At 66.5% G+C, this 26,448-nt stretch carries 22 protein-coding genes and 1 pseudogene; 19 read left to right on the top strand and 4 right to left on the bottom strand.

Annotated elements, in window-relative coordinates:
• Positions 1-17: 17 nt before the first annotated feature.
• The 5 genes from RS83_RS04825 (at position 18) to RS83_RS04800 (ending at position 7,460) form a co-directional block, all read left to right on the top strand.
• Positions 18-317: a hypothetical protein gene (locus tag RS83_RS04825; protein ID WP_045278388.1), complete on the top strand. Its 300-nt coding sequence runs from the start codon at positions 18-20 to the stop codon at positions 315-317.
• A 1,462-nt stretch (positions 318-1,779) separates the two neighbouring features.
• Positions 1,780-2,673, top strand: coding sequence for a hypothetical protein (locus RS83_RS04815; RefSeq protein ID WP_156153116.1), 894 nt, complete (start codon positions 1,780-1,782; stop codon positions 2,671-2,673).
• A 67-nt stretch (positions 2,674-2,740) separates the two neighbouring features.
• Entirely contained in the window at positions 2,741-3,946 is a 1,206-nt protein-coding gene (locus tag RS83_RS04810) for a peptidoglycan-binding domain-containing protein (protein ID WP_082071525.1), read from the top strand.
• Position 3,947: 1 nt separating this feature from the next.
• Positions 3,948-5,897: an ABC transporter ATP-binding protein/permease gene (locus RS83_RS18505; RefSeq protein WP_269429878.1), complete on the top strand. Its 1,950-nt coding sequence runs from the start codon at positions 3,948-3,950 to the stop codon at positions 5,895-5,897.
• Between the two features lie 1,206 nt (positions 5,898-7,103).
• Positions 7,104-7,460 (top strand): nuclear transport factor 2 family protein, encoded by a 357-nt coding sequence (locus tag RS83_RS04800; protein ID WP_045278383.1) that lies wholly within the window; start codon positions 7,104-7,106, stop codon positions 7,458-7,460.
• A 70-nt stretch (positions 7,461-7,530) separates the two neighbouring features.
• On the opposite strand, the gene RS83_RS04795 is transcribed toward RS83_RS04800, so the two are convergent.
• Both RS83_RS04795 and RS83_RS04790 read right to left on the bottom strand, forming a co-directional pair.
• Positions 7,531-8,316, bottom strand: coding sequence for an SDR family oxidoreductase (locus tag RS83_RS04795; protein WP_045278382.1), 786 nt, complete (start codon positions 8,314-8,316; stop codon positions 7,531-7,533).
• Between the two features lie 113 nt (positions 8,317-8,429).
• Positions 8,430-8,960: a MarR family winged helix-turn-helix transcriptional regulator gene (locus RS83_RS04790; RefSeq protein WP_052678862.1), complete on the bottom strand. Its 531-nt coding sequence runs from the start codon at positions 8,958-8,960 to the stop codon at positions 8,430-8,432.
• A 100-nt stretch (positions 8,961-9,060) separates the two neighbouring features.
• Between RS83_RS04790 and RS83_RS04785 the strand changes: the two genes are divergently transcribed.
• Positions 9,061-10,206: a DNA alkylation repair protein gene (locus RS83_RS04785; RefSeq protein WP_045278381.1), complete on the top strand. Its 1,146-nt coding sequence runs from the start codon at positions 9,061-9,063 to the stop codon at positions 10,204-10,206.
• Positions 10,203-11,278, top strand: a pseudogene (locus RS83_RS19235) (dipeptidase). Before RS83_RS04785 ends, RS83_RS19235 begins: the two are co-directional and overlap by 4 nt.
• 137 nt (positions 11,279-11,415) lie before the next feature.
• Here the strand turns inward: RS83_RS19235 and RS83_RS04775 are convergent.
• Positions 11,416-12,633, bottom strand: coding sequence for an ROK family protein (locus RS83_RS04775; RefSeq protein ID WP_045278380.1), 1,218 nt, complete (start codon positions 12,631-12,633; stop codon positions 11,416-11,418).
• A 101-nt stretch (positions 12,634-12,734) separates the two neighbouring features.
• Between RS83_RS04775 and RS83_RS04770 the strand changes: the two genes are divergently transcribed.
• From RS83_RS04770 to RS83_RS04715, 12 genes are all read left to right on the top strand, one after another.
• Positions 12,735-14,060 (top strand): ABC transporter substrate-binding protein, encoded by a 1,326-nt coding sequence (locus RS83_RS04770; RefSeq protein WP_045278379.1) that lies wholly within the window; start codon positions 12,735-12,737, stop codon positions 14,058-14,060.
• A gap of 74 nt (positions 14,061-14,134) precedes the next feature.
• The gene (locus RS83_RS04765) at positions 14,135-15,028 is read left to right on the top strand and encodes a carbohydrate ABC transporter permease (RefSeq protein ID WP_045278495.1); all 894 of its coding nucleotides are present in this window, start codon (positions 14,135-14,137) and stop codon (positions 15,026-15,028) included.
• Positions 15,028-15,903 carry a carbohydrate ABC transporter permease gene (locus RS83_RS04760; RefSeq protein ID WP_045278378.1) on the top strand — a complete coding sequence of 292 codons (876 nt, stop codon included), beginning with the start codon at positions 15,028-15,030 and terminating at the stop codon, positions 15,901-15,903. Before RS83_RS04765 ends, RS83_RS04760 begins: the two co-directional genes overlap by 1 nt.
• Positions 15,904-16,041: 138 nt before the next feature.
• The gene (locus tag RS83_RS04755; RefSeq protein WP_045278377.1) at positions 16,042-17,733 is read left to right on the top strand and encodes an alpha-amylase family glycosyl hydrolase; all 1,692 of its coding nucleotides are present in this window, start codon (positions 16,042-16,044) and stop codon (positions 17,731-17,733) included.
• Positions 17,734-17,871: 138 nt separating this feature from the next.
• The gene (locus tag RS83_RS04750) at positions 17,872-18,855 is read left to right on the top strand and encodes a metal ABC transporter solute-binding protein, Zn/Mn family (protein ID WP_045278376.1); all 984 of its coding nucleotides are present in this window, start codon (positions 17,872-17,874) and stop codon (positions 18,853-18,855) included.
• A 122-nt stretch (positions 18,856-18,977) separates the two neighbouring features.
• Positions 18,978-19,772, top strand: a complete 795-nt coding sequence (locus RS83_RS04745; RefSeq protein WP_045278494.1) for a metal ABC transporter ATP-binding protein — start codon at positions 18,978-18,980, stop codon at positions 19,770-19,772.
• Positions 19,769-20,629, top strand: coding sequence for a metal ABC transporter permease (locus RS83_RS04740; RefSeq protein ID WP_045278375.1), 861 nt, complete (start codon positions 19,769-19,771; stop codon positions 20,627-20,629). Before RS83_RS04745 ends, RS83_RS04740 begins: the two co-directional genes overlap by 4 nt.
• A 62-nt stretch (positions 20,630-20,691) precedes the next feature.
• On the top strand, positions 20,692-21,108 hold the full coding sequence (locus tag RS83_RS04735) for a Fur family transcriptional regulator (protein WP_045278374.1): 417 nt from the start codon (positions 20,692-20,694) through the stop codon (positions 21,106-21,108).
• Positions 21,109-21,110: 2 nt separating this feature from the next.
• Entirely contained in the window at positions 21,111-22,133 is a 1,023-nt protein-coding gene (locus tag RS83_RS04730; protein WP_197072065.1) for a permease, read from the top strand.
• Positions 22,126-22,917, top strand: a complete 792-nt coding sequence (locus RS83_RS04725) for a TIGR03943 family putative permease subunit (protein ID WP_045278373.1) — start codon at positions 22,126-22,128, stop codon at positions 22,915-22,917. The genes RS83_RS04730 and RS83_RS04725 overlap by 8 nt, the downstream gene beginning before the upstream one ends.
• Positions 22,918-23,335: 418 nt before the next feature.
• Complete coding sequence (locus tag RS83_RS04720; protein WP_045278372.1) at positions 23,336-24,688, top strand: hypothetical protein; 1,353 nt, start codon at positions 23,336-23,338, stop codon at positions 24,686-24,688.
• Position 24,689: 1 nt separating this feature from the next.
• Entirely contained in the window at positions 24,690-25,418 is a 729-nt protein-coding gene (locus RS83_RS04715) for a DNA-3-methyladenine glycosylase (protein ID WP_045278371.1), read from the top strand.
• On the opposite strand, the gene RS83_RS04710 is transcribed toward RS83_RS04715, so the two are convergent.
• Positions 25,358-26,368, bottom strand: coding sequence for a LacI family DNA-binding transcriptional regulator (locus tag RS83_RS04710; protein ID WP_045278370.1), 1,011 nt, complete (start codon positions 26,366-26,368; stop codon positions 25,358-25,360). The two genes, RS83_RS04715 and RS83_RS04710, sit on opposite strands and share 61 nt — an antisense overlap.
• Between the last annotated feature and the right edge of the window lie 80 nt (positions 26,369-26,448).

The raw sequence follows: 26,448 nt of genomic DNA, 5'->3' as shown, positions 1-26,448 counted from the left end.
TGACGATTGTCCGGCGGATGTTGTTCGAGCTGGCCGAGGAGATATGTGTGCAGGGGAACCATGACGTCGCACTGGTCTCCGCGGCATACCGAGCCCTCACCAACGTTCTTCACGAGCGGGCGCAGGACGACAAGAAGACCCCGCCGCCGATCCAGGCCGATGCACAACGTGCAGTACGCGCCAGGAATACTGGCCAGACATTGCAGGCGCTTGTAGAAGATGGTGCCTGGTTCACCGTCGAACTCGGTGGTCGTTTGGGGCAGCGAAGTGCATCCGGCGGTGAGTGCAGTACGCACCGCCACGCCGCCGGCTGCTGATGCGGGCACTACACAACCCCCGATGAGTGCCGCAGCTAGCGTGACCCAGGCGAGAGCCCTTGTGAGTTTCTTCAATTCAGATCTCCGATCATCTTCGTGGACAGTTCGAGACCTCTACCCCCTGGTCGTAGTGGAGGCTCGATGATGTCGCGTTGCTCCGCGGTAGTGACGGACGTTGACGGCGTCTGCAGTCCATTCGGTGGACAACCCGACGGTGAAAGGGCGTTGCTTGGCCGTTGTGACGACGATGAGATCCCTCATCACGCCGCCAACCGAAACACACGGCCGGCTGTTATCGGCCCGAAGAGTTCAGGTCACTGCAGGCTGCGCGGACTCTTCAACCCTGGGGATCCGATGTTCCGTCCTGCGCCGCGGTCCGACGGAGAATGCGGGACGCCTCTGAATTGAGCCTGGGCGCACTGCCGCACGAGCCTGTCTCAGACTCTGCACTTTTGCGGAAAGACTGCTCCGTCGGTGATCCGTCGAGGGAGCCCACCGGCGCCAGCTCCGGCCGCGTGGGCTGCCGTGAGTTAGCAGCGCATGTCGAGGTGAAATAGCGTCCGGGCGAGGCTCGCGATGCTGCGCTTCGAAGGTGTTATCAGTGCCGACACATGCTGATCCCTGCACGAGGGCCAGAGAATGTGGCGAGGCGCGACGGTTGAAGGTAGGCGAAGTCAACTCATCGACGGATAGCTGACGGAGCACCGCAGTCGAGTGTGGCACCGGCAACTGGCGCACAAGCTTCTCTCGGTCGACAAGGCCGACGTCGGGTTTCAGCAGCTAACTACAGGATCTGCGACGAGATTGAGCGGCGCGACATCATCGTTCCGCCAAACGGTCCGCAGGAAATCAGCTGTCTCCCGAATGGGGGACAGCTGACGGGTTGAGATGTCCGATATGGTTATCGCGAAGCCGAGGTCGGAGAGCACCTGTCAGAATTTGGATAGAAACTGCGGTTCACTCTCAACGGCGACACAACTATTAAATTAATCCTTCGGGGGGGTCGAAGTATGTCAACCAAATTTGCTAGTAACGGAACTTTGCGGAAGAAGATTGCGGGAGTATTTCTTGCACTGGCGCTTTCGGGTGCTGGGATTTTCGGGCTTGCGGGGCCGGCGGCGGCAGCACCCAGCGATTGCGGTCTTGGGTTGCACTGCAGCTACTCGGGGTACGACTACGGAAATGATTATTTCCAAGGTCCCGACACGCACAAATTCCAGAACTGCGTCGATGATATGTACATCGGTTTGAGGTCCTACAAGAACGTGGCCTCGTCTGCTTTCAACAACGGGCGCACGCAGGTTTCGTATCTCTACTCAGGCGTCAACCAGACCGGCAGCCGGATCTCCTTCGTCAAGGGAACCGGAACCCCGAACCTCGGTACGCGTAGCTTCAACGACATGGCGGACTCTGGGTACTACTCGTCCACTCTCGGGAGCACGGGTACGGCTCTATGTCGCTGATGAGGTCCAACGAGCGCGGCCGTTTCTTCGGAACGGCCGCGCTCGCGGTGGTTCTGGCAGTCGGGTTGGTCGGTTGCGCCAGCCTCGACGGCGAGGACTCGGAGTCGGTCAAAAATCAGGCAACCTGGACCATGCCGCTTGATGAGTTCTATGTCTACTCGCCTGAGCTCGACAACTACGCGGAGCAGTTGCTCATCGCGAACTGTCTTGAAGCGCAGGGCTACCAATGGCCCGTGCCTTGGCAAGACACGAACTACGAACAGGCTGAAGATTTCAACGCAATCGGTTTTCGACTTTTCACGGTGGAACTTGCGAAGAAGTGGGGATACCACTTTGCGCCCCCTGCCAATCCAACGAGCACTCAGCTTTGGGGTGAATTCGTAGACGTCACCGACTCATACTTTCCTGATGCTGAACTAGACGAAGCCTTTCTCTCCTGTACAGACGAGGTTCGAGAAGAAGACGAAGATTTCTTGACCAGTGTCGACGGAGTCAACTATCTCGCAGGGCTCGCGCTACAGGCGGAACAGGTCGTGCAGCAGGATGACGCTGTTATCGAAGCGACTGATAAGTGGAGGACGTGCCTGGAGCCCAAAGTGGACTTCACATTGCCCCAGGACCCTCGGACGGAAATGCCGCCTGCCGATGCGCAGCGGAAGTGGGGTCTCGACGATGAAAGCGCATCAGCCGAAGAATTAGCAGTCGCCGTTGCGGACGCTGAATGTCGCGACTCCAGCGGTCTGAGTGAGATTACCTACGAGAAGTCCTGGGCGGAGCAGGAGAAGCTTGTCGAAGAGAACCGAGACAACCTCGAGCGGATCCGATCTGAAGCAGCAGAGAGAAAAGAGTATCTTTTAACTATCGTGGCCGCAAATGCCCCGGCCGCACCCTAGAGAAGTTCTCTAGAAGCAAAAAATAATTGGGCAGTTTCTTAGCGACCCGCGCGATGATGAGAGCTTTATGACCGAAAATAAGATACCACGGGGCAGTCGACGATCACGTTGGATCATCGCACTCACGGCTTTTGCGGTCGTCGTATCAATCGCCACTGGTTTCTGGTTTGCTGCGCAGTTTCAGTCGACGGCTCAGCAAGAGGCTGATGCCAAAGCCCCAGACGCGGCGCCCATTTTCGCTGACGTAATTCAGGGCACGCTGACCGGGGAGGCGAGCTTCACCGGTGACGTGGGTCCCTCGACCCAGTCTCCAATAACGGTGCCGCCGATTGCGGATGCATCGTTTGCGGTGGTGACCGGACACCCGCTGGAGACTGGATCGACAGCATCGTCAGGACAGATGCTGTCCGAAGTCAACGGGCGACCGCTTTTCGGGGTTCAGTCTGCTTTTTCGTTCTATCGAGAAATGGGACTCGGCGACCGCGGCCCGGATGTCAAAGCGCTCCAGGCCGCCCTCGCTGGGCGTGGATACTCGGTAGCGGTGGACGGGCGATTTGGTAACGAGACCGTTCGAGCAGTGAAGCAATGGTACGAGGATAACGGCTACGAAATTGCTACTCGCAACCCTTCCGAAATTAATGATGATAGTGTCGGCGACGAAACGGAGACGGCTACCCCGCCCGAAGCATATGTTCCGATCTCAGAAGTCGTGGCAATCCCGACGAGCTCGGCCGATGTGATCCGGGGCCTTCGCGTCGGACAGCACCTAGCAGTGGAGGGCCAGCCCGATTTTGTTCTGGGCTCATCTGATCTCGTGGTCACCGTGACGGTTCCGGTCACAGATCTCAGCGATATAGCCGCGGGAGACGCGGCAGAGATATCGGTAAACGGTGAGACTGTGAGCGGGATCTTAGGCGACATACTCCCGACCGGTGAGGCGCCGGCTACAAACGAGGCCGAGACGGATGATGCGCAGCTCTCCGAGGCGGATGAAGTCACTTTCACCGTCATTCCACAGGCTGCTCTGCCCGCTTCGAACGGACGTGCACGCATCACTGTGACCACTTCGGTCGTCGCCGAGGACGCTCTGATAGTCCCCGTTCTTGCGGTTTCAGATCGAGGACCGGACAAGAATGTTCTCACCAAACAGCAGGACGACGGTACCTTCCTCGAAGTGCCCGTCACGGTGATAGGAACGCTGCAGGGAGAGGTCGCCGTCGAACCTAACGAGGCGGGCGCTCTCAAAGCCGGCGACCGGGTTCGCGTTGGTTGATGTGGCTCTTATTCAGCTGAGAGGTGTTCGGCGGACATACTCGTCGGCGGGGCGACCGGACGTCGAAGCTCTTCGAGGGATCGATCTTGAGATCGGTCAGGGAGAGTTTGTCGCCGTAGTGGGGCCGTCCGGCGGTGGTAAGACGACGCTGATGAACATTCTCGGCCTACTCGACGACGCAACAGAAGGCGTCTATCTCCTCGAAGGACATGAGACGCGCGCCGGGGATGGGGCCAGGGCGGCGGGCGTTCGTGCCCGAACCATCGGGTTCGTTTTTCAATCCTTTCATCTTCTTGAGGGCCGAGCCGCGCGCGATAGCGTAGAGCTAAACCTGCTCTATCGCGGAGTATCGAGAAGCGCGAGAACTAGCAAGGTGCTTCGTGCGATAGATTCCGTTGGTCTTCGCGGACTTGCGACTCAGAGCACGTCGACGCTTTCCGGAGGGCAACGTCAACGGATCGCGATTGCTCGAGCGATAGCGGGCGACGCGAAGCTGATTCTTGCGGACGAACCAACTGGTAACCTCGATTCAGTCAACGCATCGCGTGTGCTTGACGAACTTGAACGGATCAATTGCGATGGGGCGACCGTCATTGTCGTCACGCATTCTGCTGAGGTTGCGGAACGCGCGGGTCGTGTCATTCGTATCGCAGACGGTGAACTCGTCTCCGACGAGAGAAAGCCTGGTAGCGCCGACACGCCTGTGCCTACGAAACGGGCGGAGTCGCCGTCGTACTCCAGTTTGACACTTTCGAACTCGGGGCCCTCAGGGGGCAACGATGAGAAGGCGGAGCCAGGGAAGAGGCGAATTCGGTTTGCGGACATGCTGCGAGACGCATGGCTGTCGGTTTTGTCGCGAAAGGTCCAATCTTTTGGGCAAGGTCTCGCGGTCGCAATCGCGGTGGGGTTGACGATTACTACCTTGGGACTTTCGGCATCTGCCAGCGCTCAGGTCTCCGCGACCTTCGACGCGCACCTGAATCGCGAGGTTTCGGCGACGTGGTCCACGGCGGTCAAGCACTCGCTCCCACTGGACGTGATACCCGCGAAGGTTGAGGATCTGGTTGGGGTAGATGCGGCCGCTGTGGTTGTCGATCTGAACGTCAGCACTGTCTCTACGTTCGCTGAGGCTCGCCAGATTCGTCCGCACGTCGCGTTTGGCGACATCGCCGGAGCAGCGCGGTTGTCCATCGATGAGGCGCCGTGGCACAGTGGGCCTCTCGCGGCCGGAGAAGCCTTCGTCGGGGATCTTCTGGCGAAGGACCTGAAGCTCAGCAGCATCGACGGAGCCCCAACGATTCTGGTCGACGGGGATACCTACATGGTGGCGGGCCTAATCACGGCATCGTCACGTCTCCCTCTCCTCCGCGGCGAGGTTGTTGTCGGTCCTCGCGACAACGTCACCTCACAAGGATCAGTTGACGTCACCTTGCTGACAGTGACTGCACCCGGGGCGGCGCAACAAGTTGCCCGGCAAGTACCCGCGACCCTGAATCCTTACCAGCCTGAGCGGATGACCGTCGTCGCGCCCACTGACGCCACGCAGCTGCGAGGCCAGGTTGAACAGGGCGTGCAAGCTACGTTGACCGCATTCACGTTGCTCGCGCTGATTGTCGCTATAGCGGCTCTGATGAACGCCACGCTCTTGGCCGTCAACTCACGCCGAGGCGAGATCGGAATGAGAAAGGCGCTAGGCGCACGCAACCGCCAGATTGGGGAGCTCATTACCGTTGAGTCTGCCCTCGTCGGCATCGTTGGTGGCGCGGGTGGCCTCGTGCTCGGTATGGGAGCAATTCTCGTCGTGACCGTGACTCAAAGATGGTCGCCTGTGTTTGATGTTGTCCTGCTTCCTGTGGCGCTACTGGTAGGTCTTGTCGTCGGGGCCGGAGGCGGTGGATTGGCGTCAATACGAGCAGCTCGTCTTCGGCCGGCGGAAAATTTGCGCAACTGACGACCTTCAGCGCTGCGCCGGCCTTGGTGGGGCCTTGTGGGTGTCGTTCATCGTCCCCGTACGGAAGCAAAGCCGAGCGTGCCCGCCAATAGACCTTGCGCGGCCGAGATCGACGTAGGCCTCAACCATCACGTCGCGACTCCCTCCTCCGAAGGAACTCTCGGGAAGATCGCCAACCCTCGTCAGTACGCTCCGCTGGAGGATGTCCTTCGCTGCACAGCCAAAAACCTCCCTCCGGGGAACCTCGGCGAACCTTGGTACCTTCGGTGTTGGAAACACATGATGCCTCGTCGCAGGCGCCTGGTGGTCGCCGTGTGGATTGGTAGGTGGGGCGTCATCGGGGGCTCGCACGGGTCGGAGAACCGCGGGACTACGGGGTTGTGCGGATGCTCCGGGAAAACCGTGAGGGCGGCAAGGGAAATTCGGGAAGGATCGAGCGACAACAGCGTCCCGGGGGCGGTCGCGTCATCCTCGTGAATTCTGGGGACACGGTTTTACGCGAAACGCACCGAACGCGTCAGGTGATGTCGGGGGAACCGGAACGGTGTTGCCCGCGCTTCAAGGTTCAGGGATCGGCTGGTTTACACGCGCGGAACGGTTCCGGGCGCGGACGCGTGACTTCGGAGCGGTTCAGCTCGCCTCGATGCGTGGCTTGGCCGTATCCGCTTCATCGAGTCGCACAGCTTCGTCCGCCCAGCTTTCGCCTCTGAGTGATCTCGCTGTGCGTACGTCGACGTCGACGGCGATCTGAAAGTCGCGACCACCACCCTCAGTGACGACCTCGGGGCTGTCTTGCCGGCCAGCGCGCCTGTCTCGAACAGGATCCATGGTTCCGTCATGTTCCCGACTTTGAGACGCTCTGGCGCGAGGCTCACTCGGCGAGGACTTTGCCTGGCTTCCGTCTTCATGCGACGGACGGCTCCCAGCGGAGGTCATCCCCAGTGTTCTAGGGGGGCTGCACCGGATCACATAGTTTGACGATCCCGGCCGGACGGGCTTTTCAGCGACTCCAGTGTTTGCCTGGTTCAGATATGACAGATCTGGATCAGGATAAAGGCTGACCAATATGAGCACCTCCGGCATCAGCGTTCTGAAATTACCGTCCTACAGGACAGTATCCATGGTACTGTCCTGTGGGACGATAAATAACGATCATCATCCGTCCAACGCATACGGGGAATCCCGTCGGACAGAGAGGATCGGATCATGGGTAAGACACTGGAGAACGCGGAACTGCCGGCAGCCGCGCGCGGGTTCGTCGATGGGTGGCAGGCCCGCGACGCCGACGCGGTGGAGGCACTGTTCACGGACGACGCAGTCGTCTCGGATGAGGGCCGCACGCACCGTGGCCGCGACGAGATCCGCACGTGGATCGATGAGTCGATCAACCTGTTCACCACCACGCTCACCTTCCTCCGCGCACGAGAGGTCGATGGGATGGTCGGGGCTTCCTATCGCCTCGAGGGCGACTTCCCCGGAGGGGTCGTGGAGCTGGAGTACCAGTTCCACCTCGGCGCCGACGGACGCATCGTCCAGCTCGACTTCGCCGCCGCAGCGGATTGAGCGCCGACTGACCGCACGAAGAGGCTGCCTCCCGCGGGAGGCGGCCTCTTCGTCGTCGCGGGTGAGGTGCTCAGATCGTCGGGACGGTTCCGCCGTCGATGACGACTTCGGTGCCCACGATCGCGGATGCCCGGTCGGACGCGAGGAAGCCGACGAGGTCGGCGATCTCCTCCGTCTCCGCGAAGCGTCCGAGGGGAACGCCGCCGAGAGAATCCATGACGCGCTGCGCGGCGGCCTCGCGACTGATGCCGTTGGCCTCCGCGAGCCGGTCGTAGAAGACCTGCGTGGCCTCTGTCCGGATGCCGCCGGGGCTGATCGCGTTGACGCGCACACCCTTCGGTGCCAGTTCGGTCGCCAGGCCCTTGCTGTAGGTGCGGAGCGCCGCCTTCGCTGCGGCATAGGGGAGCGTCGACTCCCACTGCGGCAACTCGCGCTGGATCGAGGTGAAGTGGAGCACGACTCCGGAGCCCCGGGCGATCATGGCGGGGATGAGCGCGTGATCCAGGCGCACGGCTCCGAGGAAGTTGAGCTGCAGCTCGGTGATCCACTGCTCCTCGGGGACGGCCTCGAACCCGCCGGCGGGCGTCGAGGATCCGCCGACGACGTGCACGATGATGTCGGCGCCGCCCGCCTTGCTCATCTCCGAAGCGACGAGCCTCGTGCCCTCCACGGTGGAGGTGTCTGCCGTGATGAATCGCTCGGGGTGCTCGTAATCGGCGGGCATCGTCCGAGCGGACACGTACACGTCCGCGCCGAGTTCCCGAAGCCTCGCCGCGACCGCGGCACCCGCGCCCTTCGTCCCTCCGGTGACCAACGTTCTGCGGCCGTCCAAGCGGTCGCGATCCTGATGTGCCATGTGCGTCTCCTGTCACTCGATGTGTCTTCGCGCGACACAACCGCGCGAAGTACTGTCCTAAAGGACAGTACCAGGAATGCTGTCAATTAGGACAGTAACGCGAGAATCGAGACCTATTCCCGCGAGGGGAGAAGCCCCCGCTCGAGCATCTGCTCGGCGGAGGAGATCGCATCCTTCACGAAACGCGAGGTCAGATCCGTGTACGCGCGGACGTCGCTGTCGGACCAGCCGTCGAGCACCTCGGCGATCATGCGGTCACCGAGCTCGTAGACCCCGCGGGCCGCAGCCTCGCCGGATTCGGTGAGGCTGATGAGCGTGGCCCGGCGATCGGACGGGTCGGTCGTGCGTTGCACCCATCCGTGATCCTCGAGCCGGCGGACGATCTTGCTCACGTGCGACGCGCCGGTCGCGAGCACCTCGGACAGCGCGGTCGGTCGCATCGGCCCCCAGGCGAGCAGGTGCCGCAGTGTGGCGTGCGACTGCTGATCGATGCTCTCGCCGGTCTTCGCCAGGATCTCCCCCTGGAACGAGGGCGAATCCCAGAGCAGGATCAGGGCGCTGAGATTGGCCAGCAGTTCGGAGCGGTAGGGGAAATCGCTCGCACGACGAGGTCTCGCCGTGGTGCCGTCTGCGTCGGTGGTCATGCCCGGATTCTACCGACCGCCGCGGAAATAGTGTCGCATGAGACACTATTGAGTGGCCTTCACAAGGGTGCTGATTCGAACGACGAGGGGGGAGGTCGCGATGGGAGCGATGGATGAGCTGATCGACGCGACGGTCATCGACACACTCCGATCGGCGCTGACCCATGCCGACCCGGCGCTCGGACTCTCGGCCCTCGCAGCGGTACGCGATGCTGTCGACGGCGAGCGGTTGCGCACGCGGGTCGACCTGGTTCGCGAAGCGCTGCTCGTCGATGCCCCGGCAGGATTCGCTCAGACGGAACATCTCGTCGACGCCGCGCTCTCGGTGCCGGAGTTCGGCGGCTGGATGATCTGGCCGGTGACCGAGTTCGTGACCGCGCGAGCCCTCGACGACGGATCGACGGCGGCGTTCGATGCGGGCCTTGCGCTGCTCGCCCGGCTCACGATCGGGCTCAGCAGCGAGTTCGCGATCCGAGCGATGCTCATCGCCCGGCCCGAGCGCGTGTTGGAGACCGCGTACGAGTGGACCGGCCACGAGAACGAACATGTGCGCCGCCTCGCGAGCGAAGGCACGCGTTCGTATCTGCCGTGGGCGAAGCGCGTGCCGTGGCTCATCGAGCACCCGGGGGCGACCCTCGGCATCCTGGATGCGCTGTACCGCGACGAATCCGCATACGTGCGGCGATCCGTGTCGAACCACCTGAACGATCTCAGCAGGATCGACCCCGCCCTGGTCGTCCGGACGGCCGGGAACTGGGCAGCGCGTGCCGACCCCCGCACGCCGGCGGTGATCCGCCATGGCCTGCGCACCCTGATCAAGAATGCCGACCCGGACGCGCTGCGGGCGGTCGGCTACTCGGGAGACCGCATCGAGGTGGATCGGCCGCACCTGGACTCGACCGAGGTGCCGATCCACGAGGGCGCCGTGACCTTCACGGCGCTCGTCACGAACGAGGGTGATGCGGATGCCGTCGTCGCGATCGACTACGTCATCGGATTCCAGCGCTCCAGAGGAACCGTGAGCCCGAAGACGTTCAAGCTGACGTCGCGCACGCTGGCTCCCGGCGAGAGCATCACCGTCGAGAAATCGCACTCCTTCCGCCGGATCACCACACGCGCCTACTATCCGGGCAGCCACTTCGTGGCCGTGCAGGCCAATGGTCGACGTTCACCGGAAGCGGAGTTCACCCTGGTGGCGCGCGACGCTCGCCCGGAACCCGCCGCGTCCTCTAGCCTCGAGCCATGACGGGAACCGACGCGCCGCACGGCCTCATCGACGGACACAACGACCTGCCGTGGGCGGCGCGCAACCTGGCCGCGTATTCGGTCGAGGGTCTCGACGACTCCACGCACCCGTCACGCTTCCAGACCGATCTGCCGCGCATGCGCGAGGGCGGCGTGCTCGGCCAGTTCTGGTCCGTCCACGCCGAGGACCTGCCCGACGTCGATGCCGTGCAGTACACACTCGAGCAGATCGACTGCGTGTACCGGCTGGTGCAACGGTATCCGGATCGACTCGCCCTCGCCCGAACGGCCGCCGACGTCGTCAGGGCAGGGCGCGAGGGCAGGATCGGCAGCCTGCTGGGGGCCGTGGGCACAGCATCGCCGGCTCGCTGGCGACGCTGCGGATGTTCGCGCGGCTGGGCGTGCGCTACATGACGCTCACCCACAACAACAACACGCCCTGGGCGGACTCGGCGACCGATACGCCCCAGCACGGCGGCCTGAGCGAGTTCGGCGAAGCGGTGGTGCGTGAGATGAACGCGCTCGGCATGCTGGTCGACCTGTCGCACGTCGCGGAATCCACCATGCACCACGCGCTGCGTATCACCGACTCCCCGGTCATCTTCAGCCACTCCTCGTGCCGCGCCGTGACGGATCATCCGCGCAACGTGCCCGACGCCGTGCTGCGCGAACTGAAGGGGAACGGGGGAGTGCTGATGGTCTCCTTCGTCCCGCCGTTCGTCTCGCAGGGCTATGCGGCGTGGTGGGCTGCCGGTCGAGAAGGCGCGGCTCCGCCCGTCGAGATCGCCGACGTGGTGCGGCACTTCGACCACGCGCGTGACGTCGCCGGCATCGATCATGTGGGCGTCGGCAGCGACTTCGACGGCTTCGACGACTTCCCCGCCGGGCTGGATGACGTGGCGGGGTTCGCGCGCCTCCGCGAGGCGCTGCAGAACGACGGCTGGTCGGACACCGACCTCGACAAGGTCTGGTCGGGCAACATCCTGCGGGTGCTGCGTGCGACGGACGAGCGCTTCGAGGGGCAGGCCCGGGACGAGCGCGGCGCTCGCGGCGACGGAGATCCTGCGTCCTGACCGCGCTTCGACGGGCTCAGGGCCCCAACGGGGGTGGCGCTTCGACGGGCTCAGGGACCCAACGGGGGGTGGCGCTTCGACGAGCTCAGCGACCCATGGGGACGGATGCCGCTCAGCGACCCCACGGGGTGGCCGGGCTATGCCGACACGCGAAGTCGCTGCTGCGCGAGTTGCGGCACTGCCCGCTCGCGTGCGGCCTTTCGTGCGGTGGCGACCGCGCCGATCGACACGACGTCCGCGCCGAGCGTCGAGGCGAGCAGCTCGGGCGCCGGCAGGTGCAGCTCCTCGGGCAGGATGCGCCGTGCCGCAGCGAGCACCGGCTCGATGCTCTCCGCGACGCCGCCGCACACGATCACGCGTGCCGGGTCGTACATGCTGCCGAGCACGCCGACCACCCGGGCGACCGTGGCGCCGACGCGCGACGTGACGAGCACGGCATCCGGGTCTCCCGACGCCGCGAGCGTGAGCAGCAGTCGGGGGTCGACGCGCTCGCTCGCGACGATCTGCCCGACTGCGCTGTCGGCAGCGATCTCTCCGCTCTCGACCGCGGCCCGTGCCTGGTCCTGTACGGAGTACCGCAGGCCGAAGGCCGATCCGACCCCGATGATGTGATCGAAGACGACGCCTTCGCCGACCCCGCCGTGCGCGCCGTGCAGCACATGCCCGTCGACGACCACGCCGCCGCCGAAGCGTTCGCTGGCCAGCAGGGCGACGTAGTCGCGGCATCCGATCGCGGCCCCGACCGCGCCCTCGGCGATCGCAGCGAGCTGCGCGTCATTCTTGATCTCGACGACCGGAGCCGCGTCGCGCAGTGCTGCAGCCAGACCCGGGTTCGTGCGTTCCCAGAAGCCGCCGGGATGCGGGGGTGAGATGCCGTCGCGGCTCACCGGTGCTGCGACGCCGACGCAGAGCGCCAGGACCTGCTGCGGCTCGACGTCCGCTTCGGCGAGCGCCAGGCGGAGCCGCTCGAGGATCGCCGCCCGTCGCTCCGGGGCCGGCTGGTCCGGGTCGACTGCGACGCGGTGGCTCACGATCGTGCGATCGAGCAGGTCTGCGACGGTGACGGCGAGGTGGCTCGCTCCCGCATCGATGCCGACGACGACGCCGAGGTCGGTCGACAGGGCGAAGCGGCGGGCGGGCCGGCCGGCCCGGTAGCTGCCGGCGGCTCTGGCGTTCGGCAGCTCGCGCAGCATCGATACGTCGACGAGCGTGTCGATCGCATCGATCGCGGTCGAGCGGGTGAGCGAGGTGCTCGCCATCACCTCGGTGGCGGTGAACTCACCGGCGGTCCAGGCGAAGTCGAGTACGGCACCCACACTGGCGCGTCCGGTCCCGAGATCGGAAAGTTCTGCCACAGTGCTTGACCTTTCGTCGTCTCCAGTGAGACAGTACTCCAGGAACGAGTAGATTCGCTTACTAGATTTAGTACGACGATCTACCCATCGAAAGGACGACGATGTCTGACAGACGAACACGCGCGGTGCGACTGGTCGCCGGGGCCCTCGGCCTGACGCTCGTCGGCGCCGCTCTGACCAGCTGCGCCGCAGGCTCCGCGACGGAGACCATCCGCTTCACGTTCAGCAAGCGCGAGGCCATCGAGTTCATGACCGCGCTCGTCGCGGACTACAACTCCTCGCAGGACAAGGTGAAGGTCGAGATCGACACCTCGGGTGTCGACGTGGTCTCGGCGAGCTTCGTGCGGGGCAATCCGCCCGACATCATGCTCGCCAACTACAACTACGAGATCGCGCGCTTCGTGCAGCGCTGCGCGCTCACCGACCTGTCGGAGACGGATGCCGCAGCCGGCATCCGCGACGATCTGCAGCCCCTCATGGAGCAGTACGGCTCATGCGAGGGCCGCACCAGCGCACTGCCCTACTCGGTGATGGCCGCATCGGTCATCTACAACAAGGACATCTTCGAGGCCCAGGGGCTCGAGGTCCCGAGGACCTGGGACGAGCTGATCGCGGTCTGCGATCAGCTCAAGGCCGCAGGGATCGACCCCTTCTACGGCACGTTCAAGGACGACTGGACGGTCGCCCAGGGCTGGTACGACTACACGGCCGGCGGTTCGGTCGACGTGATCGACTTCTTCGACGCACTCGCCACCGAGGGCACCGAGGTCGGCCCGAACTCCGACGTCTCGTTCGAGAAGGACTTCACCGAGCCGATGGATCGCATGATGCAGCTCGCCGAGAACTACACGAACAAGGATGCCGCCAGCCGCGGCTACGGCGACGGCAACCTCGCGTTCAGCAAGGGCGAGGCCGCGATGTACCTGCAGGGCCCGTGGGCGTTCAGCGAGATCGCGAAGACCGCTCCCGACCTGGCTCTCGGCACCTTCCCGCTGCCGATGACCGACGACCCGGCCGACCTCGGCGTCCGGGTCAACATGGACCTCGCTGCGATGATCCCCGAGGGCTCCCGTCACCAGGAGGCCGCGCGCGACTTCCTCGAGTACCTCTACCAGCCCGACCACATCCAGCAGTACAACGCCTCGCAGCTCGGGTTCACCCCGACGAAGGGAGCGCCCGCGCCGGACGACCCGCGCGTCGAGGGAATGATCGAGTACTACGACAACGGGCAGATCTATCAGGGCCCGTCGGTGCTGGTCCCCAAGACGCTGCCGATGTTCAACTACGCGCAGGCCATGGTGCTCGGCGCATCGACGACCAACACGCTGCGCACGATGGACGCGGACTGGGCGCGCATCGCGTTCCGCGCGCCGATCCCCACCACGCAGGATTCAGCAGCAGGCGAGACAGAGGAGTCAGCGCCGTGACCGACACCGCACTGCCCAATCCGGCGGCATCGAACCTCACCAAGCCCAACACCCCGACGACCGACACCACGGCGATCGTCACGGGCGGCGCACGGAAGATCCGACGGCACACCCGCCGGGTCGAGCCGATCTACTACTTCTTCCTCGTCCCGACCCTGATCCTGTTCACGCTGGCGATCACGGTCCCTGGCGTGATGGGGATCTTCTTCAGCTTCACCGACTCGATCGGCATCGGCGAGTGGAACTTCAACGGGCTGACGAATTACGTCGCGATGTTCAGTGATCCGTCGATCCTGCAGAGCTACCTGTTCACCTTCGGATTCTCGATCGCCACGGTCATCGTGGTGAACGTGATCGCGTTCATGCTCGCGGTCGGGCTCACCTCCCGCATCCGCTTCAAGACCGGGCTGCGCACGATCTTCGTGATCCCGATGGTGATCTCGGGCATCATCATCGCCTACGTCTTCAACTTCCTGTTCTCGAACTCGCTGCCGAACGCGGCGGCAGGCTCCGGCATCCCCTGGCTCGAGACCAGCCTGCTCGCGAACCCCGACCTCGCCTGGGTCGCGATCGTGATCGTGACCGCGTGGCAGGCGGTCCCCGGCACGCTCCTCATCTACATCGCAGGGCTCCTCTCGGTGCCCGGCGAGGTCTACGAGGCGGCGAGCATCGACGGCGCGAGCAAGGCGCAGCAGCTCACCCGCATCACGATCCCGCTGGTCGCCGGCTACGTCGTGATCAACATCATCCTCGGCTTCAAGGGCTTCCTGAACGCGTACGACATCATCGTCGGACTCACCAACGGCGGCCCAGGCACCTCCACCCGCAGCGTCGCGATGACGATCATCGCCGGCTTCAACGGCGGCGACTACGCCTACCAGATGGCCAACGCGACGATCTTCTTCATCGTCGCGGTGCTCATCTCCCTGCTGCAGCTCTCGCTGACCCGCGGAAGGAACGCACTCTGATGTCGACCCAGACCATCACCACCCAGACGGCAGGCAAGAAGCCGCGGATGCGCATGGAGCGCGTCAACTGGTCGGGCACGATCATCCTCATCCTGTGCGCCGTCACCGTGCTGCTGCCGCTGTACGTCACGATCTCGATGGCGTTCAAGACGACGAGCCAGGCGGTCGACGGCAACGCGTTCTCGCTGCCGGCCCCGTTCAGCATCGACGGCTTCGTCGAAGCGTGGAACCTCACCAAGTTCCCGGTCGGCGCCGGCATCTCGCTGCTCGTGACGGCAGGCACCGTGGTCGCCACGATCATCCTCGCGGCCTTCGCCTCGTACGCGATCGTGCGCAACTGGGACCGCAAACTGTTCCGCTACTCGTTCTTCTACCTGCTGGCGGCGATGTTCATCCCGTTCCCGGTCGTCGCACTGCCGCAGATCCAGCTCACCGGACGCGTCGGGCTCGACAACCCCTTCGGCGTGATCATCCTCGCGACGATGTTCCAGCTGAGCTTCAGCGTGCTGCTGTTCACGGCGTTCCTCCGCTCGATCCCGATCGAGCTCGAGGAGAGTGCCCGCATCGACGGTGCCACGACCTGGCAGACGTTCTGGCAGCTGATCTTCCCGCTGCTCGCCCCGATGAGCGCCACGGTCGGCATCTTCGCCTTCCTCTACGCCTGGAACGACTTCATGATGCCATCGCTGATCATCTCCGATCCGGCGATGCAGACGCTGCCGGTGCGGCAGAACCTCTTCCAGACCCAGTTCAGCAACAACTACAACGTGTCCTTCGCCTCGTACCTGATGGCGATGGCCCCGGCGATCCTGGCGTACCTGTTCACGCAGCGCTTCGTCATGGAGGGCGTCACGCAGGGTGCCGTGAAGGGCTGACGGATGCTTCGACAGGCTCAGCAACCCAGGAGTAAGTGGGTCCCTGAGCCTGTCGAAGGGCCGACTGAATGGGTTCCTGAGCCTGTCGAAGGGCCGGGACGCGACAGACCGCAACAACCGAAGGAGCAGTTCTCTCTCATGACCGATGCGACTCTCACCGAGACCCGCACCTCCGCCGACGCCGCAGCCTGGTGGCGTCAGGCGGCCGTCTACCAGATCTATCCCCGCAGCTTCGCCGATGCGAACGGCGACGGACTCGGGGATGTCCCCGGCATCCTCTCCCGTGTCGACTACCTCGCGGATCTGGGGATCGATGCGGTCTGGTTGAGTCCGTTCTATCCCTCGGAGCTGGCCGATGGCGGCTACGACGTGGCGGACTACCGCGACGTCGATCCGCGGCTCGGCACGCTCGCCGACTTCGACGCGATGGTGGCGGCGTTGCATGCGCGCGGCATCCACGTGATCGTCGACATCGTGCCCAACCACAGCTCGGATCAGCACGAGTGGTTCCAGGAGGCGCTCGCCGCCGGCCGTGGCTCTGCGGCCCGCGAGCGGTACATCTTCCGCGACGGGTCAGGGCCGGATGGCGCCGAGCCGCCGACGGACTGGATCTCGGTGTTCGGCGGCAGCGCGTGGGAGCGCGTCGAGGACGGCCAGTGGTACCTGCACACCTTCGCGGTCGAGCAGCCGGACTTCAACTGGGATCACCAGGAGGTCCGTGACGACTTCCTGCAGACGCTGCGCTTCTGGTCGGACCGTGGAGTCGACGGATTCCGCGTCGACGTGGCGCACCTGCTCACGAAGGACCTCTCCGAACCGCTGCCCTCGCAGGCCGAACTCGATGCGATGGACCGCACCTCCGGCACGCATCCGACCACCGACCGCGACGACGTGCACGAGATCTACGCCACGTGGCGCGAGGTGTTCGACTCCTACGACCCGCCGCGCACGGCTGTGGCCGAGGCCTGGGTCGCGACGCCCGAGCGCCGTGCCCGCTACGCCTCGGCTGCTGGCCTCGGCCAGGCGTTCAACTTCGACCTGCTGGTCGCCGACTTCGACGCCGAGCAGTTCCGCGGCATCATCGACGACAACCTGCAGCAGGCGCAGCGGTCGGGCTCGTCGACCACGTGGGTGCTGTCGAACCACGACGTCACCCGGCACGCGACCCGGTACGGGCTCGCTCCGCTCGAGGGTCGTGCGGTGAAGCAGGGTACCGAGTGGGTCGCCGCAGGCGGACCGGCCGACATGCTCGACCGCGAGCAGGGGCTGCGCCGTGCGCGCGCCGCGTCGCTGTTCATGTTCGGCCTGCCGGGCAGCGCCTACCTGTATCAGGGCGAGGAGCTCGGGCTGCAGGAGGTCGCCGAGATCACCCCGGAGCAGCGCCAGGATCCAGGATTCTTCCGTGGGGCTGCCTTCGATGGACTCGGCAGGGACGGATGCCGCGTGCCGCTGCCCTGGACGGCCGACGGGGTGTCGTTCGGCTTCGGTCCGGCCGAGGCGCATCTGCCCCAGCCGGCCTGGTTCGCCGACTACGCGGTGGATGCCGAAGCCGCTGACCCGTCGTCGACGCTCGCGCTGTACCGGGAGGCACTGCGCCTGCGGCATCCGCTGCAGACCGGCGAGACCCTCGAGTGGATCGAGACCGGTCGCGCCGATGTGCTGCGCTTCGCGCGTCCGAACGGCTGGCAGGTCGTCGCGAACTTCGGCACCGAGCCGTTCGACCTCGGGGCGGATGCCGCCGACGTCGTGCTCTCGAGCGCAGACCTCGACGGCGCGCTGCTGCCGGGCGAGGCGACCGCGTGGATCGCGCCGGCCGGGCTGCTCGGCTGACCCTCCCGACATGGTGAGGGGTCACGAATCGCCGTCCCATCGCGCCGGAGGGCGGCGTGTTGTGACCCCTCACCATGGAGTAGGCGGCGCAACGCCGCCGAGTTGATAATGGTTCTCATTAGCACGTAGAGTGTGAGCATGAAGAAGCTCGTCGCCCCCCTCGCGCTCACCTCCGCCGCTGTCCTCGCGCTCGCCGGCTGTTCGGCCACGCCGACCTCGGCCACGGATGGCGACGGGGCGATCCAGGTCGTCGCCAGTACCAACGTCTACGGCTCGATCGCCGCGCAGATCGGCGGCGACCGCGTCGACGTGACCTCGATCATCGAGTCCGCGACGCAGGACCCGCACTCGTACGAGGCGACCGCCCGCGACCGACTCACGGTGCAGAAGGCCGACCTCGTGATCGAGAACGGCGGCGGATACGATGCCTTCGTCGACTCGCTCCTGAAGGACGCCGCCGACCCGCACGTGGTGACGGCCGTCGAGTACTCGCACGACTTCCCCGGCAACGAGGGGCACGACGAAGCCGGTCACGACGAGGCAGAGCACGACCACGCGGATGACGCGGAAGGCCACGAGGGGCACGATCACATCGAGGGCTTCAACGAGCACGTCTGGTTCGACCCGCACACGATGATCCATGTCGTGGAGGCCATCTCAGACGAGCTCGCCGAGCTGGATCCCGACGGCAAGGCCGAGTTCACCGCGAACGCTGCGAAGATCACCGCTGACCTCGAGGGCTTCGAGACCGACCTGGAGGGGCTCCAGGCGCAGGCCGAGGGCAAGACCGTCTTCATCACCGAGCCGCTGCCCGGCTACCTCGCGGCCGCGGCCGGACTCACCGACGCGACGCCGGAGGGCTTCGCAGAGTCGGTCGAGGAGGGTAGCGATGTCGCCCCAGCCGTGCTGCTCGAGTCGCTCGACCTGATCGACAGCGGAACCCTGACCGCCCTGCTCACCAACGCGCAGACCGGAGGGGCCGAGACGCAGCGCGTCGAAGCGGCCGCGAAGGATGCCGGCATCCCGGTCGTCGCCTTCACCGAGCTGCTCGAGGACGGATCGTCGTACTCTGAGTGGATGCGTGATGCGATTCAGAGCCTCGCCGCCGCGATCAAGTCGTGAGTCGGGCCCTTCGACAGGCTCAGGGACCCAACGGGGCGCCGGCTCAGGGACCCAAGGGGGCGCAGGCTCAGGGACCCAAGGGAGCGCGGGCTCAGGGACCCAACGGGGCGCCGGTCCTCGAGATCTCGAACGCCTCCCTGCACCGCGACGACCGTGAACTGTGGTCGGGCCTCGACCTGACCGTGAACGCGGGCGAGTTCATCGCCGTGCTCGGACCGTCCGGCTCCGGCAAGACCACGTTGCTGCGCAGCATCCTCGGGCTCCAGCCGCTCTCCTCCGGGACGATCCGCGTCGCCGGCGAGCCCGTGCATCGTGGCAACGCGCGCATCGGATACGTGCCGCAGCAGCGTTCGCTCGCCCCCGACACCAGCATGCGTGCCCGCGACCTGGTCGCGCTGGGTGTGCAGGGCAGCCGCTTCGGCTTCCCGGTCCCGCACCGCGGCGACCGCGCGAAGGTCGACCGCCTGCTCGAGTCCGTCGGTGCAGCGCACTACGCCGACCGACGCGTCGGGATGCTGTCGGGCGGGGAGCAGCAGCGGCTCAGGGTCGGGCAGGCGCTCGCCGACGAGCCGTCGCTGCTGCTGTGCGACGAACCGCTGTCGAACCTCGACCTCGCGAACCAGGTGGCGGTCACCGACATCATCGACCGCCAGCGCCGCGACCGCGACGCCGCCGTGCTGTTCGTGACGCACGACATCAACCCGATCCTCGGTCGCGTCGACCGCATCCTGTACATCGCCGGCGGGCGCTTCCTGCTCGGAACGCCGGACGAGGTGCTGCAGACCCGCGTGCTGACCGAGCTGTACGGCACCCCGGTGTTCGTGCTGCGCGCCGGCGACCGGCTGGTCGTCGTCGGTGTGCCGGATGCCGAGCCGCACCACGATCACGGCGAGCATGAGCACGGAGGCGCAGCATGAGGCCGCTGGTCGACTGGAGCGACGTCTTCTCCTTCCAGGACTACGGCGAGCTCGTCGCCCTGCTCGCGAACTCGATCATCGCCGGCGCGGTGCTCGGCATCGTCGGTGGACTGATCGGCGTCTTCGTGATGCAGCGCGACCTCGCGTTCGCGGTGCACGGCGTCAGCGAGCTGTCGTTCGCGGGCGCAGCTGCTGCGCTGCTGTTCGGCGGCAGCGTGGTGGCCGGGTCGCTCGGTGGCGCCCTCGTGGCTGCGATCCTCATCGGGGTGCTCGGCGCGAAGGCGAGAGATCGAAACTCGATCGTCGGTGTGCTGATGCCGTTCGGCCTCGGCCTCGGCATCCTGTTCCTCTCGCTCTACGACGGTCGCAGCGCGAACCGCTTCAGTCTGCTCACCGGGCAGATCGTGTCGGTGTCGAGCCCCGATCTCGGCTGGCTGATCGGCATCAGCGCCGTCGTGCTGATCGGGCTGCTGGTGATGTGGAACCCGCTGCGGTTCGACTCGCTCGACCCCGAGTCCGCCGCCGCTCGCGGTGTGCCGACGCGTGCAGTGAGCCTGATCTTCATGGTGCTGCTCGGGCTGATCGTCGCGGTCAGCGTGCACATCATCGGCGCGCTGCTGGTGATGGCGCTGCTGGTCACACCGGCCGCCGCCGCGATGCGGGTGACCGCCGGTCCGGTGGCGGTGCCGCTGCTCGCTGCGCTGTTCGGCTTCATCTCGGCCGTCGGCGGCATCCTGCTCGCGCTCGCCGGGACCCTGCCCGTCAGCCCGTACATCACGACGCTGTCGTTCACGATCTACGGCATCTGCTGGATCGTGCAGCGCTCCCGGGCACGGGTGCGGCGCGTGCGCGCGTGACGGCCGCACCGGCCGTCGATCTCTCCCAGCCCTCGGCAATCCCGGCGGATTAGACTCTCGGTATGGCTCAGCGGAACACCTGGCAGCGCGAACGCGTGCGCGAAGCGCTCGCCGACGCGCGCGGATTCGTGAGCGCGCAGAGCCTGCACGCATCCCTCCGTGATGAGAACACGGGTATCGGACTCGCCACGGTGTACCGCGCACTGTCCGGGCTGGCGTCCTCCGGTGACGCGGATTCTCTGCAGAGCCCCGAGGGCGAGGCGCTCTATCGCGCCTGCACGACGCAGGGCCATCACCATCATCTGATCTGCCGGTCGTGCGGACTCACGGTCGAGATCGAAGCCAAGGACGTCGAGCAGTGGGCGCACCGCACCGCCGCACTGCACGGCTTCACGGACGCCGCGCACGTCGTCGACATCTTCGGCCTCTGCACCCCCTGCGCCAAGAAGCGCGAGAGCGCCGGGGCAGCATCCGCGTGAGCCTGCTGACCCCGCCGCGGCACTCGCATCGCCCGACCCGGTCGCCGCGATCGGCGTGGGTCGGCCTCGGCATCGGTGCCGTCGTGATCGTCGCACTGTTCCTGATCGACCAGTTCCTGCCCGCGCTGTTTCCCGCCTCGCTGCCGACCCGCGCACAGGACGGCCTGACGCTCGCGCTCAGCGTGCTCATCGAGGCGCTGCCCTTCGTCGTGCTCGGCGTCGTGCTCTCGATCGTGGTGCAGGTCTGGCTGCCGGCCGACGTCATCCACCGCTGGCTGCCGAGACAGGCATGGGCTCGCCGCGCAGTGCTGTCGCTGCTCGGCATGCTGATCCCGGTCTGCGAATGCGGCAACGTGCCCTTCGCCCGCGGACTCATGATGCGCGGCCTCGCCCCTGCCGAGGCGCTGACGTTCCTCATCGCGGCGCCGATCGTGAACCCGATCGTGATCCTCACCACCCATGCCGCGTTCGGGTGGGACGGCGGCATCCTGGTCGCGCGCCTCGTCGGCGGCTACCTGATCGCGAACCTGATCGGCTGGATCTTCAGCCGACACCCCGACCCGAACTCCCTGCTGACGCAGCGCTTCATCGACACCTGCGACCGCGTCACGCACGAGCACGGCACGCCTGTGAAGCGCAGCCTGACGCAGTTCCTGGTCGAGCTGCGCGCCGTGATGCCGGCCCTCGTGATCGGCTCGGCGCTCGCCGGCGCCGTGCAGGTGCTGATCCCGCGCGACATGCTGCTCGCGATCGGCTCGAACCCGGTGCTGTCGATCGTCACGATGATGGCGCTCGCGATGACGGTCGCGATCTGCTCGAACGTCGACGCCTTCTTCGCCCTGTCGTTCGCGTCGACGTTCTCCTCCGGCGCACTCATCGCGTTCCTGCTGGTCGGGCCGCTCGTCGACATCAAGATGCTCGCCCTCATGCGCACCACGTTCACCGGACGCACGCTCGCCGTGATCGTCGGCGTCGTGGTCGCCTCGGCCTTCGCCATCGGGATCGGGGTGAACGTCCTTGTCTGAGCAGACCAGCGCACGTGCCCGCGCACTCGGCTCCCGGTGGTTGGGTGTCGGCCTCGCCGCACTCATCTCGGTGGTCACGCTGGGCCTCGCCGTGACCGGCCGCCTGACGCTGTACATCAGCCCCGAGTCGGTGTGGTTCGCTGCCGCTGCGGCGGTCGTCACGCTGGCCGGGGCGATTTGGTCGTGCACGCTGCCGCTCGGTGTCGAGGGCGACCACGGCCACGATCACGGGCACGATGAGGCGACGGATGCCGCTGATGGCGCTGCGCCCGCGGCATCCTCTCGGCGCACACTCGCAACCGTCGGTGCCGTGACCGGCGGTGTGCTCGCCTCCGGCGTCGTCATCGCCGCGCTCGTGCTGCCGCCGGCGACGCTCTCGGTCGAACTCGCGATGTCGCGCGCGGGGGAGCAGACCTCGCTGTTCGCGGGAGCGGACACGGTGTCGCTCGGCGTCGCAGACACCTCGACGTTCGGTGTCGGCGACTGGGCGAGCGTCTTCGCGACCGCGACGAACACCGCAGCCTATGACGGCGCCCCGGTGAAACTCACCGGATTCGTCACCCCCGGTACCGACGGCGTGAACCTCACGCGCCTCGTGATCACGCACTGCGTGATCGACGCGCAGACCGCGACACTGCCGGTGGCGGTGGATGCCTCCGACTACCCCACGGGCCAGTGGGTCGAGGTCACCGGCACGATCCGTGCGGATGCCGACGGCGACCTGCACGTCGAGCCGACCGACGTCGTCGCGATCGACGAGCCCGGGGATCCGTATGAGTACTGACGACGAGCGGCCCGACGTCCCGCCGGTGCCGCGGACGCGCGCCGAGATGCGCGCCGCCCGCGAGGCGGAGGCCCGCGCCGCTGAGTCGCGCGACCGGGCCGCTGAGCCGCACGACCGGGTTGCTGAGCCTGTCGAAGCACCCGCGACGGAGCCGGCCGTTCCGCTCGCGCCGCACGACTGGATCGCTGAGCCGCGCGACTGGGTTGCTGAGCCTGTCGAAGCACCCCAACCTGTGGGCGGGGCCCTTCGACAGGCTCAGGGACCCAGTGGCAGCGAGGTTCAAGGGCCCAGTGGCAGCGAGGCTCAGGGACCCAGTGGTAGCGGGGCTCAGGGACCCAGTCCTGACGGGGCTCAGGGACCCAGTGGTAGCGGGGCCAAGGAGCCCAGGGCGGCGAAGCCGCGCCCATCGCGCCGGTTCGTGCTCACGATCGCGGCGGTGCTCGGAGTGCTGGTGCTGATCGGCACCGGGTTCGGCGTCGTGAGTCTGCTCCAGGGTCCGCGGATCACGGATGTGCAGGTCGACCCGCAGCAGGCGATCGAGTCGTCCGGCAGCCGCGTCATCCTCACGGCGAACCAGTCGCTCACCGACATCGACCCTGCGCAGGTCACGGTCGAGCCGGCGGCGCCGTTCACGGTCGATGCGGCGGGCCGCGGCATCGGCATCCGGTTCACGGTGCCGCTCGATGACGACACGAAGTACACGATCAAGGTCGCGGGCGTCGGCGGCGCCGGAGGCGGGCCGACCTCGACCCTGCGCACGAGCTTCACGACACCGGCATCCACGATCTTCCTGCTCACCCGCGACGTCGACGGCGACGACAAGATCTTCCGCACAGACCTCACGGGCGAGAAGGCCGTGCCGGTGTTCGCGGCCCCCGAGATCAACGATTTCCGCGCGACGTCGACGAAGCTCGTCGTCGCGGTCGGCGGCGACGACGGATCGACGCTGCTCGTGATGAACCGCGACGGCTCGGACCAGCGCGAGCTGACGTTGCCCGGCACGGGGTACGTCGGCTCGATCCAGGTGTCGGAGCGCGGCGGACTCGTCGGATACAGCTACTCCGACGTCGAGCTCAGCGACACCGAGGGCCGCGCGAGCGTGCTGGTGACGCAGTCGCTGACCGGCGACGACACGCCGCAGGTGACCGAGGTCGCGGGTGTCGAGGCGAGTGTCTTCACCTGGCAGTTCGTGCCGGACAGCTCGGCCGTGCTGTTCATCGACTTCGACGGCGCCCTCTCGCTCCTCGACCGTTCCACCGACGCCGGCGTGCAGTCGCTCGGGCTGGCGGCGAACATCCAGGGCGTCTCGCGTGGCACGTACACCGCGATCATCGAGCGTCTCGACGGTGCGGTGGTCGAGCTGAACCTCACCGACGGATCCGAGGTGCCGCTCGCGGCATCCGATCCCGACTACGGCGTCGCGAGCACGATCACGCCGTTCCCCGGCGGCACGCTGCGTCACGTCGTCGCGCGCGACGAGAACGGCATCCCCGAGGGGCAGGCGATCGTGCGGGTCGCCGACGACGGCACCGCGGAACCGCTCGTGGAGGTCGGCGCGATGGACTCGATCCTGCAGGCCTGCGCCTCACCGAGCGGGCAGTACGCGGCGGTCGTGATCGCTCCTGACCTCGCGAGCAACCCCTACGACGGGATGCTGCTGCCGCTGCCGCGGAACATGGAGACGCACCTGATCGACCTGCGCACCGGTGACGAGATCGTCGCGCTCACCGGCTTCGACGCGTCGTGGTGCCAGACGGCCCCTCGGTTCTGACGTGAGCGACTCGCGCCTGCACCGTGCGACACGCGCCGAACTCGCCGGGCTCGCGGTCGAGGTCGCACCGTTGCTGCTCGGTGGCGAGCTGCGCACGATCGTGGCCGGCAGCGAGGTGCGGATGCGACTGACCGAGGTCGAGGCGTACCACGGACACGGCACCGGCCCGATGGCCGACCCCGGGTCGCACGCGCGCATGGGTCGTACCGCGCGCAACGCGACGATGTGGGGCGAGCCCGGGCACCTGTACGTCTACCTCAGCCACGGCATCCATTCGTGCGTGAACGTGGTGTGCGGGCCGGAGGGGCAGGCCGGCGGAGTGCTGATGCGGGCGGGATCGGTCCAGGCGGGGGTGGATGCCGTCGCGCTGCGGCGCGGCGCGAGCCTGCCGCTCACCGCCGTTGCGCTGCGCGATCTCGCGAGGGGCCCCGGCCGCTTCGGTCAGGCGGTGGGGCTGCGGCATCCGCTCCACGACGGGATCGACGCGGTGACCGGACTCGAGTTCGAGGGGGCGCGAGCCGAGCTCTGGCTGCCGGATGAGCCGGTGAGCGACATCATGACCGGGCCGCGCGTCGGTGTCGCCGGTATCGCGGGCACCGAGGCGTTCCCGTGGCGGTTCTGGATCGCGGGTGACCCGACGGTCTCACCGTTCCGCTGGGGGAGGGGCGCTCAGGCCGAGTCCCTCCACACCACCGGTGTCGGCAGCATGATGCCTTCTCGCGGCCGCTGATCGTCGCGCAGCTGCGCGAGCACGGATGCCGCTGCCGCAGCGCCGAGACCCTCCGCCGGCTGGTCGACCGTCGAGAGCTGCGGCGTGGTGCGGGTGGCCCAGGTGCTGTTGTCGAAGCCGACGACGCCGACGTCATCCGGCACGCGGCGCCCTGCTTCGCGCAGTGCCCACATGGCGCCGGCCGCGACGGCATCGGATGCGGCGAACACCCCGTCGATGTCGGGAGCGCGCTCGAGCAGCCGGGCCATCGCCGCGGCGCCGTCGGCGTAGGAGTACAGCGGCACCTCTTCGACGAGCTCTGCGTCGAAGGCGTCGCCGAGTGCGTCGGTGAATCCTGCGAGACGGTCGGTGCCCGAGTCGCGGTCGAGCGCGGCGGCGATCATGCCGACCCGCGTGCGTCCGGTCTCGAGCAGGCGTGCGGTGACGGCACGAGCCGCGCCGCGGTTGTCCACGCCGACCCAGGCGGCGTCGACCTCGGGCGGGTGCCCGACATAGGTGACGGGGAGGTCGAGTCGCATGACGGCCTTGGTGATGGGGTCCTGCGCGCGGGCGGAGACGATCACGGCGCCGTCGACGAAGCCGCCGTTGAGGTAGCGGGCGACGCGTTCGGTGTCTCTGACCGAGTCGACCACGAGACACACCATCTGGTAGTCGGCCTCTGACAGCGTCTCGTTCGTGCCGAGCATGATCGCGCCGATGTTCGGGTCTTCGAGGAACAGCGCGTGCGGTTCGTGCACGATGAAGGCGATCGCCTGGGTGCGCTGGCGCACGAGGTTCTGCGCGGCGGTGTTCGGCACGTAGCCGACCTCGCGGATCGCGTCTTCGATGGCGACGCGCGCTGCATCCGACACGTATCCGCCGTTGATCACGCGGCTGACGGTTCCTCGGGAGACCCCCGCCACGCGGGCCACGTCGTGCACGGTGCTGCGACGACGGGCGGAAGTACTCATGATCGACAGCCTAGCGACCCCGACTTGACGGGATTCAGCGCGACATGCGACGATGTGTGCACGTTCACAGAAATTCCGAT

This window comes from Microbacterium oxydans, assembly GCF_000956525.1.
GTDB lineage: Bacteria > Actinomycetota > Actinomycetes > Actinomycetales > Microbacteriaceae > Microbacterium > Microbacterium oxydans_A.
This window is presented reverse-complemented; position numbering and strand designations above follow the sequence as displayed.